Source organism: Paeniglutamicibacter gangotriensis Lz1y, from assembly GCF_000348945.1.
Classification (GTDB): Bacteria; Actinomycetota; Actinomycetes; order Actinomycetales; family Micrococcaceae; genus Paeniglutamicibacter; species Paeniglutamicibacter gangotriensis.
Genome location: NZ_AOCK01000002.1, coordinates 472,233 through 490,936 on the forward strand (window position 1 = coordinate 472,233; position 18,704 = coordinate 490,936).

An 18,704-nucleotide genomic window follows, 5' to 3' on the forward strand; every position below is an offset into this window, starting at 1 on the left:
GATCACCCCCACCATGAACCAAAAAATCCACTCCAATTCCAAGGCCATGGCAACGTGGGTCGGGCGAATGGTCAAAAGCCTGGGAAACCATAGCGATCGGCTTAATGCGATCAATATTTTTCCCGTGGCCGATGGGGACACCGGAAGCAACCTCTACCTGACCGCGCGCAGCGCGCACGACGCGATTTCCAGGCTTGAGACCGAAAACATTGGTGAGCTGCTCACCATGGCCTCGAGAGCCGCGATGGAATCAGCGCGCGGGAACTCCGGAACGTTGCTTGCGGTGTTCCTCGCTGGGTTGGCGGAGCCCTTGTGTGGCGTCGAGCGATTAACAGCGCCGGTCCTGGCCACGGCCTTGGAACGTGGCAAGGTCCGGGCCTGGTCGGCTTTGAGCGACCCGGTCACGGGAACCATGCTCTCGGTCATGGAGGTCGTGGCCGCGAGTGCGCGGGAAACACGCCTGCGCAGCGACCTGGAGCCGGAAAGCAAGGCCGCACTCGTCGAAGTGCTTGATGCCATTTGCTTAGCCGCGGAGGAAGCGGTCGTAGCCACGGAGAACGAGCTTGGTGCCCTGCATCAGGCAAAAATCGTTGATGCTGGCGCCGTGGGAATGCTGATCATCCTTGATGAATTGCGTGGTGCCCTCCTGGGCCACACCATCGATCCCGCCGAATATTCGACTCTCCATGGATACGACATCCAAGACCCGCACATCCACCAGGGAGTGTCGAAAGAAACCGGTGTGGAAGTTATGTGCACCATCAGTCTTGACGCCCTCGGTGCGGCAACCTTGCGCGGGCAGCTGGATGTAATCGGTGACTCTGTCATCATGTCTCCGGTGAATCCCACCGAGGACGGCTACCGCTGGCGTGTCCACGTCCACGTACCCGAAGCCGACCATGCCCTGGATGTCATCCGTGGCATCGGTTCACCGGTCAACGTCACGGTGACCGACCTTTGCACCCATGACGGATGACCAGAAAATAACCAGCGACACCCCGTTGGAGACGATCATCGGTGCGGCAACCGCCCGCAAGGTGGAAACAGCCTTCGGTTATGTCACCGTGGGGGAAATGCTCTCGCACTTTCCCCGCCGATATATGGAAATCGGTGAGCTTTCGAAGATAACCGAGCTACCCGTAGGGGAAGATGTCACCATCGTCGCCGAGGTCCGAACTGTTAACCAGCGGCGTATGCACTCCAGATCCGGATTCCTGCTTGAAGTAGTCGTCAGCGACGCGCTGGGACCGGAACAATCACAGCTCCGGATGACCTTTTTTAATGGCTATGAGGCCAAGCGAGACCTGCAGGTGGGCTCAACGGCGATGTTCAGCGGCAAGGTCGGAATGTACCGCGACCACCTGGAACTGACACATCCGGAGTACTCCGTGCTCGACACGGCGCAGGATGCCGATCCTCGGCCCATTCCGATTTATCCGGCAACGGCAAAGTTCCCCAACAAGAAGATCAGGGACGTCATCGAGCTGCTGCTGGCCAAGGTCGGTAGCAAGGTGTTCAAAGAATTTATCCCCGGGCAGATCCTAGACAGTCAAAGAATCCCACCACGGGACTTAGCCCTTGAAAACATCCACAGGCCACAAACCGTTGCCCAAGGCTATGCTGCGAGAAAACGATTTGCTTTTGAAGAAGCATTCCTACTTCAGTTGGCGCTGGCTCAGCGCCGCGTCCACCGGATGCAACAGCCTGCGGTGGTTCGCCACGGAACTCCTGCCGGACTGCTCTGCGCATTCGATGCATCGCTGCCCTTCACCCTCACCGAGGGCCAGGTGGTGGCCGGCGAGGAGATTGCCGGGGATCTGGCCCGCGGACATCCCATGAACCGACTGCTTCAGGGCGAGGTCGGTTCCGGCAAGACCTTGGTCGCGCTGCGAGCCATGCTGCAGGTGATTGATTCGGGCGGGCAAACGGCATTGCTGGCCCCGACCGAAGTCCTGGCGCAGCAGCACCACCAGTCGATCAAAAGAATGCTCGGCTCCCTGGGCAACGGGGGAGAACTGGGTTCTGACCCACGAGCTACCCGCGTAGATGTGCTGACGGGCTCCGCCAGTGCCGGCGCACGCAAGCGCGCGCTGCTGGGAGCAGCCTCGGGGGAAACCGGGATATTGATCGGTACCCACGCGTTGCTCTCGGACATGGTCAACTTCGTTGACCTGGGGTTGGTAGTTGTTGATGAACAACACCGGTTCGGTGTCGAACAGCGTGACGCACTGCGCTCGAAGGCAGAGACTCCGCCGCACATGCTCGTGATGACCGCTACGCCGATCCCACGCACCGTGGCGATGACGGTTTTCGGGGACCTGGAAGTCAGCCTCATGAAGAGCCTGCCCGCCGGTAGGGCGCCCATTGTCACCCATTTGGTGCCACTTCAGGTGCCGCAAATGCAGGAGCGGCTCTTCGCCCGGATCGCCGAGGAAGCAGCCAAGGGACACCAGGTCTACGTGGTGTGCCCGCGCATCAGCGAGAAGTCCGTCGAGGATGACTTCATGCCGATGCCTGCCGAGCCTGGTGCCTCCGGAACCGGCGGTGAGGCAAACACCAAGCCGCCATCTATGACCGTCGAGAACATGATGGAAATCCTCGAAGCCATGCCAGCCTTCGCCAACACCGAGATCCGAGCCCTGCACGGACGCATGGCCAGTGATGAGAAGGCTGCGGCCATGGACGCATTCGACAAAGGAAAAGCCTCCATCCTGGTCTCCACTACGGTGATCGAGGTCGGGGTGGACGTCCACAACGCCACGCTCATGGTGATCATTGATGCAGAGAACTTTGGGATCTCGCAACTGCACCAGCTGCGTGGCCGTATCGGCAGAGGCGGTTTGCCCGGTACCTGCCTGATGACCACCTGGTTGGACGCCGAACATCCCTCGGTCCTCAGGCTGCGTGCCGTGGAATCGACCACCGACGGATTCCTGCTGGCCGAGTCGGATCTGAACGAGCGCCGCGAAGGCGACATCCTGGGGGCCAGCCAGTCAGGTTCTCGCTCAACGCTCAAGGTGCTGCGCGTGATGAAGGATGCAAAGCTGATCGCCCAAGCCAGGAACGCCGCCGAATCCGTTGTGGCCAATGGTGAAGGGCTCGGCGCACTTCCCGCGCTGCAAGCGGCAGTCGAAGACTGGGTTGATGAAGATATGCAAGCATTCCTGGAAAGGGGATAAAGCCAGTATGAGCCGCATCGTGGCCGGGGCAGCAGGAGGCCTCACAATTAAGAGCGTGCCGGGTGACTCCACCCGGCCGACCACTGATCGGGTCAAGGAAGCATTGTTTTCCCGTCTCGAGAGTTATGACGTCCTAGCCAATGCAAGGGTCCTTGACCTCTATGCTGGTGCAGGCTCCCTCGGCATCGAAGCCGCGAGCCGCGGAGCGCGATCGGTGCTCTTGGTCGAAAATGCCCCCAAGGCCGTGGCCGTATGCCAGGTTAATGCCAGCCTCGTCAACAAGGCGCTACGCAAGGAACTGGTCGATGTCCGCCGTGGGTCGGTCGATTCGGTGCTCGATTCCTTTGCACCGGTTCCCGGCGGCAGCTCCGGACGGACCTGGGATGTGGTCTTCATGGATCCGCCCTACCCGCTTACGAATGAGGAACTAGCCAAGACCTTGGAAAAGGTAGCCATGGTTCTTGAGCACGGTGCGATGGTGGTTGTGGAGCGCTCCTCCCGGACCGCAGAACCCCTCTGGCCTGCCAGCATGGAAAAGTTTGCCGAGAAAAAATACGGCGAGACCCGGCTATGGTTTGCCGAACCCGTCGAGGTCGCCGCCGAATAATACGGTGCCCGGGTGTGGACCGGCGGCCCGCAACCGATCCACCATCTCCATATCGATCCGTGATTGGGTGCCGGCCAGAATCATGTTTCCCGGATACTTCCGCGAAAAAATCTCGGTGGGAGCGCTGGCCATGACCGTTCCAAAGATTTCCGACATGGCATGGATCTGCGTATCGGCAAAGGCAAAGGGCGGATCGTCGCCCACATTGACCAAGACCATTCCTTGGGGGCGCAGCAAAGAATTCATCTCCGCGTAAAACCCTGGGACCGTCAGATGCTCTGGTGCACCTGAACCGCTGAAGATGTCCAACACAATGAGGTCAAATTCTTCGCCGGCCAATTGTGCGGTCAGCACTTGGCGTGCCTCCCCAATAATGGTGGTCAGGTTTCCTGGATCTCGCATGGGCAAGGCATCGAGCACGAAATCAAGGAGTTCGCGTTCCAGATCGACCGCGACCTGGACGCTGCCCGGACGTTCGTGTTCGATGTATCGGGCGAGGGTTAGGGCGCCGGCTCCAAGGTGCAACACTCTCAAGGGTTCACCAAACTGCCCATGTTCGTCCACGTGATTGGCCAGTCTGCGCAGGTATTCGTAAAAAATGTCCCCGGGGTGTTCGACATTGACGTGTGACTGCTCTGCCCCACCCAACGACAAGACCCACGAGCCGGGCACAAAAGTGTCTTTCTCTAAGTTGGCGTGTGCCCCCAAGTTGCTCAGCCATCGGCTCGCGCGTTCCACCATGCTCAGGCACCATGCCTTGCAACGAGCTTGGACAGGCGCTGCGAGGCCTCGGTGAGTAATTCTCGTTTTTTGCAGAAGGCAAAGCGCATCAAAGTCCGGGTTCGCTCCGCACCGTCTTCGTGGCAGAAAACCGACAAGGGGATTCCCGCTACGCCGATCATCTCCGGCATCTGGCGTGCAAGCTCCAGGGCGTTATCAAAACCCAGGGGCGCAACATCCGCGACGATGAAATAGGTTCCCTGGGGGCGATACACCGTCATGCCGGCAGCCTCAAGTCCTTGGGCCAGCACCTCGCTGCGCTCTCCTAGGTCATTGGCGAAATCGCTGAAGAACCCTGTATCGGCGGCCAACGCCTCTGCTACGGCAGGCTGAAAGGCTGTCCCGGAAGAGTAACTGAGGAACTGCTTGACGGAACGCACGGCCGCTACCAGCTCGGCGGGGCCGGTGGCCCACCCAACTTTCCATCCGGTAAATGAGAAGGTCTTGCCTGTCGAAGAAATCGTCAGCGTTCGATCCCATGCCCCAGGCAGCGTCGCAATCGGAATGTGGGAGACACCAAAGGTGAGGTGCTCGTAAACTTCGTCCGAAATGATGATGCAATCATGCGCCATTGCCAAGGCAACGATTTCGGCCAGCAGTTTCTTGCCAAAAGTAGTGCCGGTGGGGTTATGGGGGTTGTTGAGCACCACCAAGCGGGTACGTTCACTGAAAGCACTTCTGAGCGCTTCGATATCTGGCTGGAAATCTGGTGCGTTCAATGCCACGGTCTTGTGGGTGCCCCCGGCCAAGCCGATAGCTGCCCCGTAGGAGTCGTAGAACGGTTCAAAGGTGATGACTTCGTCTCCGGGGTTCACGAATGCGAGGATCGCCGCGGCGATGGCTTCCGTGGCCCCGGTAGTGACAACTACCTCGTTGGCCGGATTGACATCGAGATCGTAGAAGCGCTTCTGGTGATCCGAGATGGCCTGGCGTAGGGCTGGAATGCCAGCACCCGGTGCATATTGATTCAGATCGCCGGAGACTCCCCGAGCGGCGATATCTTTGAACACCTGTGGCCCGTCGGTGTCGGGGAACCCCTGCCCTAGGTTGATGGCTTGGTGCTTGACCGCGAGATTGGTGATCTCCTCAAAGATGGTGACACCAAGCGAACCCGTGGGGGAGAGAAGATTTGCGCCTGCGGCCATGCGTTGCCACGGAAATTCGAATGAGGACATGGTGCCATTATCCCGCCATCGTCCAGATTCAGAGCCCAAGGCATCAAAAGCGACACGGTGTGTCGTGCTGCGGCTGGAAATGATCCACCGGGATTACGAGTTGGTAGATTGCAAGGTATGCGTCGAGCCGTCTGCCCCGGGTCCTATGACCCCATCCATAATGGGCATGTAGAAATCATTGCCCGTGCCAGCAACCTCTTTGACGAGGTCATTGTTGCGGTGTCAACCAACTATGCCAAGAAATATCGCTTTGAAGCCGAGGAACGCCTAGAAATGGTCCGGGAGACCATTGGGGGACTACGTGGGGTTACCGTGGCGCCCATGGGGGACGGGCTGCTGGCCGACTTCTGCAAACTCCACGGTGCCGATGCCATCGTCAAGGGATTACGTTCCACGGTTGACTACCAGTATGAGACGCCGATGGCCGTGATGAACAGGCACTTGACCGGGGTGGAAACCGTCTTCCTGGCAGCGGACAACCGCTATACACACTTGTCTTCCTCGCTTTTGAAGGAAGTCCAATCGCTTGGAGGCGATGTGGCTGACTATTTGCCGCGCACGGTCCTCAAACGGCTACGAAACAACGATGAATAGAAGAAAACGTTTCGATGTTTATGCATTCCATGAAGTAAAGTCGAACCCATGACTCAAAGTAGGCGTGTAATAAAGGCCGTTATCCCCGCGGCAGGATTGGGAACCCGTTTCCTCCCGGCGACCAAGGCCATGCCCAAGGAAATGCTGCCGGTTGTCGACCAGCCAGCTATCCAGTACGTTGTGGCCGAGGCTTCAAAGGCAGGCCTCACGGATGTATTGATGATTACGGGCCGCAGCAAGCGTGCTTTGGAAGATCACTTTGACCGCGTGCCATTTTTGGAAGCGACGCTTGAAGCAAAGGGCGACACCGAAAAGCTGCGTCGGATCCAGGAAGCAACAGAGCTAGGCGAAATCCACTACATTCGTCAGCGCGACCCCAAGGGGCTCGGACACGCGGTGCTCTGTGCCAAGCAACACGTGGGTGACGAGGCTTTCGCCGTCCTGCTGGGCGACGATCTCATTGACGAACGTGACGAATTGCTCTCGATCATGATTGACGTGCAGGAAAAGACCGGTGGTTCCGTCATTGCTTTGATGGAGGTAGAACCGTCGCAGATCAGCGCCTACGGGTGCGCCGACGTGTCGTCGGTTGACGGGGAAGACTACGTCAAAGTCAACGGATTGGTGGAAAAACCAGCGGTCGAGGATGCCCCGTCAAACCTAGCGGTCATTGGCAGATATGTACTTCACCCCCGCGTTTTCGACGTTCTCGAAGAGACGAAGCCCGGACGTGGTGACGAAATCCAGCTCACCGACGCCCTGGAAACCTTGGCTGCAGCTGAGGGTCCAGGCAGCGGTGTCCACGCCGTCGTCTTCCGCGGACGTCGATACGACACCGGCGATAAGCTCAGCTATTTACAGGCGGTCATTTCTTTGGCATCCGAGCGAGACGACATCGGCCCTGCACTTATGCCGTGGCTCAAAGAATTCGTGGCGGGCCGCTAACTCGGTAGCTTGAAGACAAGGCCAACCCAGCGTCCTCACAGGGTCGCTGGTTAGCCTTGTTTTTTGTTTGTACGAAAGTTGTCGACTGAAATATTCCCTTAAGTCGTCCATGACTTCTCGTTCTGGTCGTATGGAGACGTTGAGTGATTGAGAATAAAGAATTAGACGGCGGCTACACACCGCGTCGGCTGGCCCGAGGCAAGAAACGTACCGGCCTCGTTGTGCTTCTGAGTGCGATTGCTGTGGTAGTCGTGGCAGCGGTTGTTGCCAGTACCTACCTAGGCAGTCTGGCCCAAACATTCAACACCAAAACTCAAGTGATCGGCGAGGCGTTCCCTGATGAGGATTCGAGGCCGATCAAGAGCCCCGATGACGGATCGTTGAACTTCTTGCTGCTCGGCGTTGACCACGGTGCCGACGGGACCGAGACTTCGGACTTGTTGGAAGGCGGGGGGACCGACCAACGATCCGACTCCATGATGCTGATGCACATTCCAGAGGACCGCAAGGGCGTCTACGTCATGTCGATCGTGCGGGACTTGTATACGGACATCCCGGGCTACGGCAGCCAAAAGATCAATGCCACCATGGCCCTAGGCGGTGTACCGCTTGTGGTTCAAACAGTCGAAGGCATGCTTGATACCAAGATTGATCACGTGGCCATGATTGATTTCGATGGCTTCAAGGAACTCACTACAGCGCTGGGTGGGGTTACCGTGCACAACGACATCGAATTTTACTCGACGGATAACAAGAAGTATCACTACCCAGTTGGCGACATCGAACTCAAAGGAAACCAAGCATTACGGTTCGTTCGTGAACGAAAGCCGTTCGTGGACGGCGACTACCAAAGGGTGCGTAACCAGCAGAAGTTCATTAGTGCAGTCATGGACGAACTTCTCTCCAAGGACACGCTGACCAACCCAGCGACAATATTTGAGGTGATTGACACGGTCTCACCGTTTCTTTCTCTCGACAACGGCTTTGATGCGGCCACAGCAGCCGGGCTGGGATTGCAACTGAAGAACCTACGATCCTCCGACATCGAAATGTTCACTTTGCCAACTGCAGGTTCCGGAACATCGCCTGACGGACAGTCGATCGAATTACCCGACGAACAAGCACTTGTCGAAATTGGCGAGGCGCTGCGAACAAACACGTTTAAGCAGTACTTGGACAGGGTCAATCTCCAAGATCAAGAATGATGCATAAATCACACATCGACCGATGGATGGCTCCCACCCCTTATTCAGCACCTGCATCTACTAGACTTCAATAGGTTCGTCGGCGACAGCAGGCGAGGAAACCGTGATCAACGAGGTAACGAAAACTATGACAGCTGCTGATTATGCGGCACAGTACGGCCTGAATAGGGTCGGTGCTCGTCCAAGCTTAGTGAGCTATCTGAAGCAGGCATGGGGAAGGCGCGACTTCGCGTACGAACTCGCCAAAAGCAGGCTGCAGTCTTCGAACCAGCGCAATCGCCTCGGCATGTTGTGGGTAGTCATCAAGCCAACAATGAACGCTGTGATGTACGGGTTCATTTTCGGAATCCTCATGGGCGGGAGTCGGGGTGCTGACTTTCCTGTCTTTGTTGTGATCGGTGTATTTCTGTTTGAATTCTTTTCGGGATCCGTATCTTCCGGTGCGAAGGCAATTACAGGGAACGCCGCGTTGGTGCAATCGCTGGCTTTCCCACGCATCACGCTGGTAATTTCTGCGGTAATCCAGCAATTCCTTACCCTGGTGCCCATGCTTGTGGTCATGTACCTGTATTGCACGATCTTGGGTACGTATCCGCGGTGGAGCTGGCTCATGCTCTTTCCCTTGCTGGTCCTCTTCACGATGTTCAACACCGGTATGGCGCTGATCTGCGCCAGGTTGACTGTGCACATTCGGGATTTCACACAGATCCTCCCGTTGATTGTGCGGATGCTCTTCTTCACATCCGGTGTGCTCTTCGGAGTTGACCGAGTTTTGAACGCATTTCCCGGCCTCGTGCGCATGTTTGACTTCCATCCGATTTATCAGACTTTGCAGATCGCCAGAGGATCGATCATGAACGGAGTGGAGTACCCATCCTTCTACTGGATAGTTTTGGCTGTCTGGGGAGTTGTCGCACTCGTTGGCGGCACCATTTACTTCTGGGCTGCGGAGGAGCGTTATGGTCGAGTTGACTAGCTTCGATGATCTGATCAACCCGCGACTACACGGGAAATTCGAAGCTGAACCGGTATTCGAGGTGGAACAGAGTGCCGAACCCGAAGCCTCAACCCTCACTGTCGATGAAACCCGCACGCCGGTGGTCATCGTCGATGACTTGCACGTTAAGTACCAGGTGTATGCGAGTGGTAAGGCCGCAGGGTCGGCTGGAGCCAGACGACTGCTACAGGCATCGGCTCGGGGTATCCGGGAGGTGCATGCAGTCAAAGGTGTTTCCTTCGTTGCCTATGAAAACGAATCCATCGGGATCATCGGCTCCAACGGGTCGGGCAAATCAACGCTGATGCGAACAATCACTGGGCTTACGTCCCCGGCGTCCGGATCGGTCTATGCTTCCTCGCGCCCGAACATGCTTGGTGTTGGCGCCGCATTGATCCCTGATCTCTCCGGTGACAAGAACATCATGTTGGGTGGGTTGGCGCTTGGTTACAACCGCCAAGAAATCAATGACATGCGCGAAGACATCACTAAGTTCGCGGAACTCGAGGAGTTCATTGACTTGCCCATGCGTACTTATAGCTCCGGCATGTCTGCACGCCTGAAGTTTGCGATTGCGGCTTCGAAGCAGCACGACATTCTCATCGTAGATGAGGCCCTTGCCGTTGGTGATGCCCGCTTCCGCAAGCGCAGTGAGGCCAAGATCCGTGAAATTCGAGAGAATGCAGGCACAATCTTCCTGGTATCGCACTCCATGAACTCGATACTGGACACCTGCAACAGAGTGATCTGGATTGAAAAGGGAGTCTTGACGATGGATGGCGACGCCAAGACGGTCGTCGATGCCTATAAAGGCAAGAAAAAGTGATTGATGCGCAGACCTTGGGCGTTTCCTATGTCATGCCCGTGCTGAACGAGGCCGACTACCTAAGGGCCGCTGTCTTAAGTGTTCTAGGCCAAGACTACGCCGGAGACAAGGAAATCGTTCTCGCACTGGGACCCAGTAGCGACTCCACGGATGTTGTTGCTGCTGAGCTTGCACGCGAAGATCCGCGTGTGAAGCTCGTGCACAACCCACAGGGACGCACCCCCATCGGCCTGAACCTTGCTATCAAGGTCTCGCAATACCCGATAGTTATTCGGGTGGATGCCCACAGCGAACTTGCGCCAAGTTACACCGCTCGTGGCATTGACACACTGTTTCGGGTCGACGCACATGATGTCGGCGGACTCATGGACGCGCGTGGAAAGAATCCCCTTCAGCGTGCCGTTGCAACTGCGTACCATTCTCCCTGGGGCTTGGGCGGGGCGGCATATCACAGCGGCGCGCCCGAGGGGCCGGCAGAGTCCGCCTACCTCGGAATTTTTCGCCGAGAGATTTTTGACGAGGTTGGCTATTACGACGAGTCGCTGCATCGTGCTCAAGATTGGGAACTTTGCTTACGCATCCGCCAGGCGGGTCACAAAGTTTGGTTCGACCCGGAACTCAAAACCGGCTATTTCCCTCGGGACAAATATCGGGCATTGGCCGAACAGTCCTATGCCTCCGGGGTGTGGCGGGGCGAACTGTCCCGGAGGTACCCCGACGGCAAGTCCATCCGGCACGATCTGCCGCCCTTGATGGTCGTAGGAACCTCGCTCGGTCTCGTTTCTTGGGTGATTGATCCGTGGCTGACTTCCGAGTCGTCCACCCTGGTCCGTATTGCCCTGAAGGCACTCAAGCTGGCTCCCGTGACATATGCGGGCCTCGTGGTCTATGCAACCCTCTCGGGAAAGCGCACCACGCTGAAGGAAAAGCTGTTGATGCTCGGTGTCTTCCCCACCATCCATTTCCCTTGGGCCGTGGGCTTCGTCAAGGGCCGCACGCGCGGCGCTCGAGGAACGCTGGACAAGGGGCGTGTTCGGTAATGGCCCAAGAATCTTCACGACCCAAGAACCCCACGCTCGACCAACTCAGGGCCGTGTGCCAGCCCCCAGAGGTCAAAGCACGCCGGAATGCCGAGCACTGGACCGCGGAGCTATACCTGCGACATATCTCCATCTACCTGACTTCCGTGTTGGTGCGCACCCGCATCAGCGCCAACGGAGTCACTGGACTAATGATCCTGGCCGGCTGGCTCATGTCCGTGGCACTGTTGCTCCCCGGGATCTGGGGGCCGCTGCTGGCGGTCGTCCTCTCCCAGGTTCAGCTCTACTTTGATTGCAGTGACGGTGAAGTCGCCAGATGGCGAGGGACGCAGTCGCCGCGCGGTATCTTCATCGACATGGTGGGGCACCACACCACCGAAGCATTGCTCCCCATTGCCTTGGGCTACCGCGTGTTCCGGGAACTGCAGACCCAGGGCGCAGACGCGTCCCAAGCTTGGCCTACGCTGTTCCTTGCCGCGGTACTGTCCGTGCTCTTGGTACTGAACCGTTCCCAAAGCCTTATGGTCCACGCCGCTCGTGGCATGGCCGGACTGGGAAAGCTCCCCGACACCGCCGAGGCCAGGGCGGTTTCGCAGACGTCATTGGTTGGCAGGCTGCGTTCCGCCGCCCGGTTCCTGCCCTTCCACAAGATGCTCCACGCGGTCGAGTTGAGTCTGGTGATCCTGGCCCTGTCCATCGTCTCAGCCATCATCGGCGTCCCCGGGGTGGCGGAAAAGTGGCTGATCTGGATCTTGATGCCGGCTGTCGTACTGGTCAACATCGGCCACTTTGTGGCGTCCATGGCCTCATCGCGATTGCGCTGACCCCATGACCCAGAGAAATCCACACCTTCCCACCATCGGCGTCGTGGTCCTCACCATGGGCAACAGACCCCCCGAGCTCAACCGTGCCCTGCAAAGCCTGCTTAACCAGCAAGAAGTGGAACTGGATGTCGTGGTGGTGGGCAACGGCTGGGATCCCGTCGGATTGCCCGCAGGCGTGCGTGGCCACTATCTGGAGCACAACCTGGGCATCCCTGCTGGCCGCAATGCGGGCGTCCCGCAGGTCACGGGGGAGTACCTGTGCTTTCTCGACGACGATTCATGGTTCCTGGATAACGATTTCCTGGAGGAAGCCATCTCCCGGTTCGAAAGCCATCCCAAAATGGGACTTTTGCAGCCGCGGATCACCGACCCGGCACGCGACGATGACCCGACCCGGTGGATCCCGCGGCTGAACAAGCGCACCGCCGGCGAATCTAGCCGCGTCTTTCATGTAGGCGAAACCTGCCTGTTGATGCCCCGGAAGATTTTTGACGAAACTGGTGGGTGGGCCGGCGGATTCTGGTACGCGCACGAGGGCATCGAGCTCGCCTGGCGGGTCTGGGACACTGGGCACCACGTCTGGTACGCAGGTGATCTGCGGATCGGCCATCCGGTGGTCGATCAACGCCGGCACGAAGAGTTCTACCGCCTCAATGCGCGCAACCGCGTGTGGCTTGCCAAACGCAATCTGCGCTGGCCCTTTAGCTGGATCTACGTCTCCAGCTGGGCACTACTCGAAAGCGCTAGGCTGCGCAAGGAACCCGGCGCGGTGAGACAGTATTTTGGCGGGTGGCTCGCGGGATGGCGGGAAAGCCCATGGTATTCAACACCACGGCCTAAACTAAAGTGGTCCACCCACCTACGGATGATGCTGGCTGGTCGACCGCCAATCATCTAGATCGATAAATTTCTGCGCCGGTTTGGCGCCAAAAGCATCAGTTGGAGTTGAACATGGCAAAAACAGTTCTCACCTACGGCACCTTTGATCTCTTCCACGTCGGGCACCTGAACATCCTGCGGCGCCTGAAGGAAAAAGGCGACCGTTTGATCGTCGGCGTGTCGACGGACGAATTCAATGCAATCAAGGGCAAGAAGCCCATCGTTCCCTTCGAGCAGCGTCTCGAGATCGTCCAAGCCATCCAATACGTTGATGAGGCCATCCCGGAGGACAACTGGGACCAGAAGCGTCTGGACATTGCCAAGTACGGTGTCGATGTCTTTGGCATCGGAGAGGACTGGAAGGGCAAGTTCGACGACCTGGGCGACAAGGTCGAGGTCGTGTACCTTCCGCGGACCTCTGGCATTTCAACCACGGAACTGAAGCGGGTTCTCAGCGCCTTTGACGAACGCCATGTCGCCAAGCTGAAGGACACCCTCGATAGCTTGAGCCAAATCGTCAAAGAGCTGAGCTAACAGGGGGTGTGGCCCTCATCGCATGATCTTCTTGACTGCATCTATGAATCGCGAGGTTCCGGATCCCAGTCCAGGATCTCCGAAGATTGCGATGCGATAGTCCGCCTGGCTGGCGGGGATGCCCGAGGCTACACGTGCTGCAACTAAGTCGGGGAACCTGCCCTTGAAATCGGCAAAGACGGTGGGTATTTCGGTGTAGAGCCGGGATTCAGAACCACGTCCAACCCTTTCGCCTGGTTTGTTCTCTGGGCTCAGGAGAATGAGGTTTTTATCAAGGCCGATGGCATCCATGGTCATGGCCGAGACATCCGCAATGACTATGTCACTTCCGAGGATAGTCCGGACCGGGTCTTCTGAATCATCAATTCCATGCCTTGAACCGGGGTCGTCCCTTGCGGCCTCCTTCACGAGGCCGACAATGGTTCTAAGCGCGCCTTTTGCCTCTCGGGACCAGCTTCCCGACTTGGGATGCGGTCTGAACAATAATGTGAATCGATCGTCAGCGAGTAGTTCCTGCACCAAGCGAACGCCCACGGTCGTGAGGGAGCTATAAGCCATGTCCTTGCTGTCGCCTTCCCACGTCGGTGCATAGAGAACCGTGATGCGTTGATGATTCGACGCTTTCGGTTCCGTAACCAGCGGGACGTCGAGTTGGGGCCTGCCGATGTGAACCAGATGTGAGCGGTCAAACCGCTTGATCTCGGCCGCAATCCGACCCTCGGCCGCATCTCCGGCAATGAAGGCATAGTCGTAGGCCTTCAACTGATTCGAGACCATAGAGCTCTTCTCGCTTTCCCCATGGTTGAGGTGTACGTGCACGGGCGACTTCATTCGAAGGGCTGTGAAGTTCGATTGCGAGTTGTTTACGTAAAAGACACCTCGGATGTTTTTGTCGGCCACAAATTTTTCAATTTCCGCCATGGACCTGGTTAGCAAAATTGGAAGCCACGTTTTTTTTCGAAGCTCTCGCGCAACTAACGGGTCCATGATCACAAAGGCCACGACATGTCCGGCGCCGCTGAGCCGTTCAAACGGGGTAATCCACTGCGTCATTTGGTACTGGAGGTCGGCCGAATCGGCAAAAAAGGCGGCCAGCTCTGGATTGACGCGATGTGGCGAGTGCGTGGCTTCGAGGGACTTCCTTAGTCGGGGTTCCCATAAGATGGATGCGGCGCGGTTTCGGACTTTCCGCACTTTTCGAGAGACAACCGATAAATCCTTCATTCTCCAAGCCTAGCTGTGCGCCGGCAGGATCTGGGCCCGGCGGGTGGCAGCATTCACTAGACTGTCATGGGGGTGGGACGCAAAGGCGCTAGGCCATGAATGAATACATGAATCATAGGAGTGTAAGTTAATGGCAGGACTACGGGGCAGCCTAGCGAGGATCTTACCGGATATTGGCTGGCGCAAAATCATGGATTTATCTGATCGGCTACCCCGGCGGTCTGCTGCCACGATCGGACAATTGCGAGACCAAGAGATAGCCAAGTTCCGGAACCTGTGTTCAGGGTTGGAATGGGCGGCAATCAACGAATCCGGTGTGATCTATTCCACGCCCTCCGAATCGGCGCAACTCCGCAACTTATTTCATCACTCGGATGCGACCGTCCACGCATTGAACAGATCGGCGATCTCCGCGAACGTCCTCAGAGGCTGGGTAATTGTATCGCGGGACCTCGCCGGACGTCGTCGAGATCTGGCCGAGGCCGTAGGAATTAGGATCTTGGAGGTCGGATCGAAATCCGAACCACTGGAACCCAATGCTCTCGACTTTCCGGGGCCCGTCGATCTGGTCTACACGTGGGTTGATGCCGCAGACAGCGAATGGCGCAAGAACAGAAACCGAGCTGTCCGCGAACAAGACGAAGAGGCCCTACCGACGGCTTCTGATGAAGCTCGTTACACTTCTAACGATGAGCTGAAGTACTCCCTGCGTTCCGTCGAGTCGTTCCTTCCGTGGGTCAACCACATCTATCTGGTGACAGCGGGACAGGTACCGACCTGGCTGAACGTGGACCATCCCAAAATGACGTTGGTTTCACACGAGGACATTTTCAGTGCGGTGTCCGACCTCCCGACCTTCAATTCACATGCGATTGAGTCGCAAATCCACCACATCCCCTCACTCGCGGAACACTTCGTGTACGTCAATGACGACGTCTTCTTCGGTCGTGAACTACGACCTGAGACCTTTTTCACCGCTGCAGGTCTGGCGCGCTACCAGGTTTCCGACCGCCTGTTCCTAACCGACGCCATCAATGGCTTGCCCGTTAACGTCGCCGCCCAAAACAATGCGGACCTGCTCAGGAGACGCTTCGGCGCGATTGCCACCCTCAAGTTCAAGCACGTCGCCCACGCCCTACGAAAAAGCGTTCTGGAACAAATTGAAGCTGAGAACTCCGATGCTGTCGCCATGACGGCGTCGGCGCGTTTCAGAAGTCACACGGATCTCTCAGTTCCCTCGTCGCTCGCGCACCACTACGGTGCACTGCTGGGAAAGGCCGTGCCGGGTTGCGCGACTTATAAGTACATAGACTTGGGCTCCGCTCAGGCCCAAGTCGAACTGGCGAAGACCTTCTGGTCTGACCGCCAGCAGATGATGTGCCTGAACCAGGTTTCCGGACCGATTTCGGACCTCGGTCGCCAGATGAAGATGGCCGTGCACTTTCTCGAGAAAATGTATCCCTGGCAATCGTCATTCGAGCGAGATAACTAGCTTTTGGACTTTTAGTCTGGTGTCCCAGTGATCGCGCTCATCGAAATTCCCCACTGTTGCTCATCGAAATTCCCCACCCCGTGTTGATTCGCCCATGAGGGCGGGCCTTCCCCGAAACTGATGGTCTCTGACCACACACCAGTTCTCGAGAAAGGCCCGCTCTTCCATGTTGACACGGAGGGAAGACGTGGACATCCACGCGTTGAAAAGAAACGGAATGACCATCAGTGAGATCGCCCGGCGCACGGGGCGTGACCGCAAGACCATTCGTGCGTACCTCACCGGGGAACGGGTGGTCGGGCAGCGGCAACGGGCCGCCGACCCGTTCGATGCGTTCGAGGAATACGTAAAGGCCCGGCTGGTCGAGGACCCGCACCTCTGGGCACAAACCCTGATGGACGAGCTGCTCGGGCTGGGGTTCGGGCTTTCGTACCAGTCCTTGACCCGCAACATCCGTGCCCGGAACCTGCGCCCGGTTTGCCAGGCCTGCAAGACTGTCCTGCAACGGCCCAACGCGATCATCGAGCACCCGCCTGGTGAGGAAACCCAATGGGATTGGCTGGAGCTGCCGAACCCGCCCGCCGGGTGGGGAGCCAGGAAGGGAATGCTGTTGGTCGGTTCCCTGCCGCATTCGGGCAAATGGCGGGCCGTGCTGGCACCCTCCATGGGCCAACCGCACCTGTTCGAGGCGATGATCGCGGTGTTGGGAATGCTCGGCGGGGTGAGCAGGGGCTGGCGCTTTGACCGGATGGCCACGGTCTATGACAACTCCAGCGGGGACGTGAATACGGAGTTTGCTGCCTTTGCCAAGCACTACGGGGCGCAGGTCGCCGTTTGCCCGCCGCGCTCCGGGCACCGCAAGGGCGTGGTGGAAAAGAACAACCACACCGCTGCCCAACGCTGGTGGCGGACCGTGCCCGATGAGACGACCTTCGAACAGGCCCAGGCCTCCGTCGCCCGCTTCGCCACCGGCCAGGATTCCCGGGAACGGCGCACCCCGGAAGGGAAAACCACCTGTCAGGCCATGGCCGCCAACGAGAACCTGGGCCCGCTGGCGGCCCCGTACCCGGTGATCCTCACCGAGGAACGCATTGCCACGCGCCAGGCCCTGGTCGCCTGGCGCGGGAACCACTACTCGGTGCCGCCTGAACTGGCCGCCGCGAAGGTCAGCGTCATCCACCGTCTGGGCACCAGCCACCTGGACATCGCCGCGGTGGACGGCACCGTCATGGCCCGGCACCAGCGTGCCGCCAACGGGTTGGGCGCGACCCTGCGCGAGAGCGGGCACGTGGTCGCGTTGAACCAGGCGGCGATGGCCGGGGCGAACACCCTCAAGCCGCACGGGCGCAAGGAACGGATCCCGCCGGGAACCGAGGCCCTGGCCGCCGCCGCGATCCTGCGCGGAACACCCGAAACCGTGCCGGCACCCGCGGCGAATCCCTTGGCCGTCTATGAACGCGCCGCCCTGGAAAGGACCCACCTGGCATGAACACCGAAACCACGCCCAGCAACGCCAGCATCTACCAGCAGCTGCGGTCGCACCTGGCAGAGCTCAAGCTCACCGCGGCGGCCGAGGCCCTGCCGGGCCTGCTGGACGAGGCCGACACGGCCGGATGGTCCACCACCGAAACCCTCGCGCGGATCATGTCCGTGGAGGTCGACCAGGCCGCGGCCCGGAAACTGGCAGGGCGCCTGCGCTTCGCCAACCTTCCCACGGAGTCGAGGCTGGAAAACTTCAACCTGGACTATGCCAAGGGCATAGACCGGTCCCTGCTCAACGAATTGGGGACCTGCCGGTGGATCGACACGGCCACCAACGTCCTGCTCATCGGTCCGCCCGGTGTCGGCAAGACGCACCTTGCCGCCGGCCTGGGGCGTGCGGCGGTAGAGGCCGGATACCGGGTCTATTTCACCTCCGCGGCCGAGCTGGCTGCACGTTGCCACAAGGCCGCCCTCGAAGGGCGCTGGTCATCCACGATGCGCTACTACTCGGGACCAACGCTTCTGGTCATCGACGAGCTGGGCTACCTCGCGCTGCCCGGCGAGGCGGCCTCGGCACTGTTCCAGGTCATCAACCAGCGGTACCTGAAAACCAGCATCGTGATCACGACAAACAGGCCGGTGGGATCGTGGGGAGAGATCCTGGGCGACACCACCGTCGCCGCAGCCATGCTCGACAGGCTGCTGCACCGTTCCGTGGTGCTGAACCTTGACGGGGAATCCTACCGGCTGCGCAACCACTACGACGCGGCCGAGCAACTCCGCAAGGCCACTACCGGCACCCCGGCAAACCTGCTAACTTAGCTCACGCGGGCTGGGGAAAACCGGTGAGCAGAACTGGGGAATTTCCCTGAGCGCAATCACCAGTATGAGCAGGGCCCGTAACCCTGCAATTGTGAACTG

18 protein-coding genes are annotated in these 18,704 nt (G+C 58.7%); 15 read left to right on the forward strand and 3 right to left on the reverse strand.

What is annotated here, in order from left to right:
- Window positions 1-13 precede the first annotated feature (13 nt).
- From ADIAG_RS05200 to rsmD, 3 genes are read left to right on the forward strand one after another with little or no spacing between them, the layout of a single operon-like run.
- A complete protein-coding gene (locus ADIAG_RS05200) occupies window positions 14-976 on the forward strand; it encodes a DAK2 domain-containing protein (RefSeq protein ID WP_007270267.1) in 963 nt (320 codons plus the stop codon).
- Complete coding sequence (locus ADIAG_RS05205) at window positions 966-3,179, forward strand: ATP-dependent DNA helicase RecG (RefSeq protein WP_007270268.1); 2,214 nt, start codon at window positions 966-968, stop codon at window positions 3,177-3,179. The genes ADIAG_RS05200 and ADIAG_RS05205 overlap by 11 nt, the downstream gene beginning before the upstream one ends.
- A 7-nt stretch (window positions 3,180-3,186) precedes the next feature.
- Complete coding sequence (gene rsmD / locus ADIAG_RS05210; RefSeq protein WP_007270269.1) at window positions 3,187-3,786, forward strand: 16S rRNA (guanine(966)-N(2))-methyltransferase RsmD; 600 nt, start codon at window positions 3,187-3,189, stop codon at window positions 3,784-3,786.
- On the opposite strand, the gene ADIAG_RS05215 is transcribed toward rsmD, so the two are convergent.
- Both ADIAG_RS05215 and ADIAG_RS05220 read right to left on the reverse strand, forming a co-directional pair.
- Window positions 3,748-4,527, reverse strand: coding sequence for a spermidine synthase (locus ADIAG_RS05215; RefSeq protein ID WP_007270270.1), 780 nt, complete (start codon window positions 4,525-4,527; stop codon window positions 3,748-3,750). The genes rsmD and ADIAG_RS05215 overlap by 39 nt on opposite strands.
- A 2-nt stretch (window positions 4,528-4,529) precedes the next feature.
- Window positions 4,530-5,741, reverse strand: coding sequence for an aminotransferase class I/II-fold pyridoxal phosphate-dependent enzyme (locus ADIAG_RS05220; protein ID WP_007270271.1), 1,212 nt, complete (start codon window positions 5,739-5,741; stop codon window positions 4,530-4,532).
- Window positions 5,742-5,858: 117 nt separating this feature from the next.
- Here ADIAG_RS05220 and coaD point away from each other — a divergent pair, with 117 nt between their 5' ends.
- From coaD to ADIAG_RS05265, 9 genes are all read left to right on the forward strand, one after another.
- Window positions 5,859-6,335, forward strand: coding sequence for a pantetheine-phosphate adenylyltransferase (gene coaD, locus ADIAG_RS05225; protein ID WP_007270272.1), 477 nt, complete (start codon window positions 5,859-5,861; stop codon window positions 6,333-6,335).
- 48 nt (window positions 6,336-6,383) lie between these two features.
- Window positions 6,384-7,280 carry a UTP--glucose-1-phosphate uridylyltransferase GalU gene (gene galU / locus ADIAG_RS05230; RefSeq protein ID WP_007270273.1) on the forward strand — a complete coding sequence of 299 codons (897 nt, stop codon included), beginning with the start codon at window positions 6,384-6,386 and terminating at the stop codon, window positions 7,278-7,280.
- A gap of 143 nt (window positions 7,281-7,423) precedes the next feature.
- Window positions 7,424-8,485, forward strand: coding sequence for an LCP family protein (locus ADIAG_RS05235; protein ID WP_007270274.1), 1,062 nt, complete (start codon window positions 7,424-7,426; stop codon window positions 8,483-8,485).
- 103 nt (window positions 8,486-8,588) lie between these two features.
- Window positions 8,589-9,461, forward strand: coding sequence for an ABC transporter permease (locus tag ADIAG_RS05240; protein WP_007270275.1), 873 nt, complete (start codon window positions 8,589-8,591; stop codon window positions 9,459-9,461).
- On the forward strand, window positions 9,445-10,308 hold the full coding sequence (locus ADIAG_RS05245; RefSeq protein WP_007270276.1) for an ABC transporter ATP-binding protein: 864 nt from the start codon (window positions 9,445-9,447) through the stop codon (window positions 10,306-10,308). The genes ADIAG_RS05240 and ADIAG_RS05245 overlap by 17 nt, the downstream gene beginning before the upstream one ends.
- Complete coding sequence (locus ADIAG_RS05250) at window positions 10,305-11,348, forward strand: glycosyltransferase family 2 protein (RefSeq protein WP_007270277.1); 1,044 nt, start codon at window positions 10,305-10,307, stop codon at window positions 11,346-11,348. The genes ADIAG_RS05245 and ADIAG_RS05250 overlap by 4 nt, the downstream gene beginning before the upstream one ends.
- Window positions 11,348-12,172, forward strand: a complete 825-nt coding sequence (locus tag ADIAG_RS05255; RefSeq protein ID WP_007270278.1) for a CDP-alcohol phosphatidyltransferase family protein — start codon at window positions 11,348-11,350, stop codon at window positions 12,170-12,172. The genes ADIAG_RS05250 and ADIAG_RS05255 overlap by 1 nt, the downstream gene beginning before the upstream one ends.
- Before the next feature lie 4 nt (window positions 12,173-12,176).
- On the forward strand, window positions 12,177-13,070 hold the full coding sequence (locus tag ADIAG_RS05260; RefSeq protein ID WP_007270279.1) for a glycosyltransferase family 2 protein: 894 nt from the start codon (window positions 12,177-12,179) through the stop codon (window positions 13,068-13,070).
- A gap of 53 nt (window positions 13,071-13,123) precedes the next feature.
- Entirely contained in the window at window positions 13,124-13,585 is a 462-nt protein-coding gene (locus tag ADIAG_RS05265; RefSeq protein ID WP_007270280.1) for an adenylyltransferase/cytidyltransferase family protein, read from the forward strand.
- 15 nt (window positions 13,586-13,600) lie between these two features.
- Here the strand turns inward: ADIAG_RS05265 and ADIAG_RS19965 are convergent, their stop codons facing one another.
- Window positions 13,601-14,809 carry a CDP-glycerol glycerophosphotransferase family protein gene (locus ADIAG_RS19965; protein ID WP_007270281.1) on the reverse strand — a complete coding sequence of 403 codons (1,209 nt, stop codon included), beginning with the start codon at window positions 14,807-14,809 and terminating at the stop codon, window positions 13,601-13,603.
- A 130-nt stretch (window positions 14,810-14,939) separates the two neighbouring features.
- Here ADIAG_RS19965 and ADIAG_RS05275 point away from each other — a divergent pair, with 130 nt between their 5' ends.
- The 3 genes from ADIAG_RS05275 (at window position 14,940) to istB (ending at window position 18,605) form a co-directional block, all read left to right on the forward strand.
- Window positions 14,940-16,301, forward strand: a complete 1,362-nt coding sequence (locus ADIAG_RS05275) for a stealth conserved region 3 domain-containing protein (protein WP_007270282.1) — start codon at window positions 14,940-14,942, stop codon at window positions 16,299-16,301.
- A gap of 217 nt (window positions 16,302-16,518) precedes the next feature.
- Window positions 16,519-17,790: a Mu transposase domain-containing protein gene (locus ADIAG_RS05280; RefSeq protein WP_200859362.1), complete on the forward strand. Its 1,272-nt coding sequence runs from the start codon at window positions 16,519-16,521 to the stop codon at window positions 17,788-17,790.
- Window positions 17,787-18,605 (forward strand): IS21-like element helper ATPase IstB, encoded by an 819-nt coding sequence (istB, locus tag ADIAG_RS05285; RefSeq protein ID WP_007270284.1) that lies wholly within the window; start codon window positions 17,787-17,789, stop codon window positions 18,603-18,605. Before ADIAG_RS05280 ends, istB begins: the two co-directional genes overlap by 4 nt.
- Window positions 18,606-18,704: the final 99 nt, after the last annotated feature.

Bases quoted from the DNA above. Each gene is read 5' to 3' on its own strand.
- ADIAG_RS05200 (WP_007270267.1), top strand. From the start codon at position 14: ATGAACCAAAAAATCCACTCCAATTCCAAGGCCATGGCAACGTGGGTC.
- ADIAG_RS05220 (WP_007270271.1), bottom strand. From the start codon at position 5,741: ATGTCCTCATTCGAATTTCCGTGGCAACGCATGGCCGCAGGCGCAAAT.
- ADIAG_RS05280 (WP_200859362.1), top strand. From the start codon at position 16,519: ATGACCATCAGTGAGATCGCCCGGCGCACGGGGCGTGACCGCAAGACC.
- ADIAG_RS05205 (WP_007270268.1), top strand. From the start codon at position 966: ATGACGGATGACCAGAAAATAACCAGCGACACCCCGTTGGAGACGATC.
- ADIAG_RS05245 (WP_007270276.1), top strand. From the start codon at position 9,445: ATGGTCGAGTTGACTAGCTTCGATGATCTGATCAACCCGCGACTACAC.
- ADIAG_RS05215 (WP_007270270.1), bottom strand. From the start codon at position 4,527: ATGGTGGAACGCGCGAGCCGATGGCTGAGCAACTTGGGGGCACACGCC.
- rsmD (WP_007270269.1), top strand. From the start codon at position 3,187: ATGAGCCGCATCGTGGCCGGGGCAGCAGGAGGCCTCACAATTAAGAGC.
- istB (WP_007270284.1), top strand. From the start codon at position 17,787: ATGAACACCGAAACCACGCCCAGCAACGCCAGCATCTACCAGCAGCTG.
- ADIAG_RS05255 (WP_007270278.1), top strand. From the start codon at position 11,348: ATGGCCCAAGAATCTTCACGACCCAAGAACCCCACGCTCGACCAACTC.
- coaD (WP_007270272.1), top strand. From the start codon at position 5,859: ATGCGTCGAGCCGTCTGCCCCGGGTCCTATGACCCCATCCATAATGGG.
- ADIAG_RS19965 (WP_007270281.1), bottom strand. From the start codon at position 14,809: ATGAAGGATTTATCGGTTGTCTCTCGAAAAGTGCGGAAAGTCCGAAAC.
- ADIAG_RS05275 (WP_007270282.1), top strand. From the start codon at position 14,940: ATGGCAGGACTACGGGGCAGCCTAGCGAGGATCTTACCGGATATTGGC.
- ADIAG_RS05265 (WP_007270280.1), top strand. From the start codon at position 13,124: ATGGCAAAAACAGTTCTCACCTACGGCACCTTTGATCTCTTCCACGTC.
- ADIAG_RS05260 (WP_007270279.1), top strand. From the start codon at position 12,177: ATGACCCAGAGAAATCCACACCTTCCCACCATCGGCGTCGTGGTCCTC.
- galU (WP_007270273.1), top strand. From the start codon at position 6,384: ATGACTCAAAGTAGGCGTGTAATAAAGGCCGTTATCCCCGCGGCAGGA.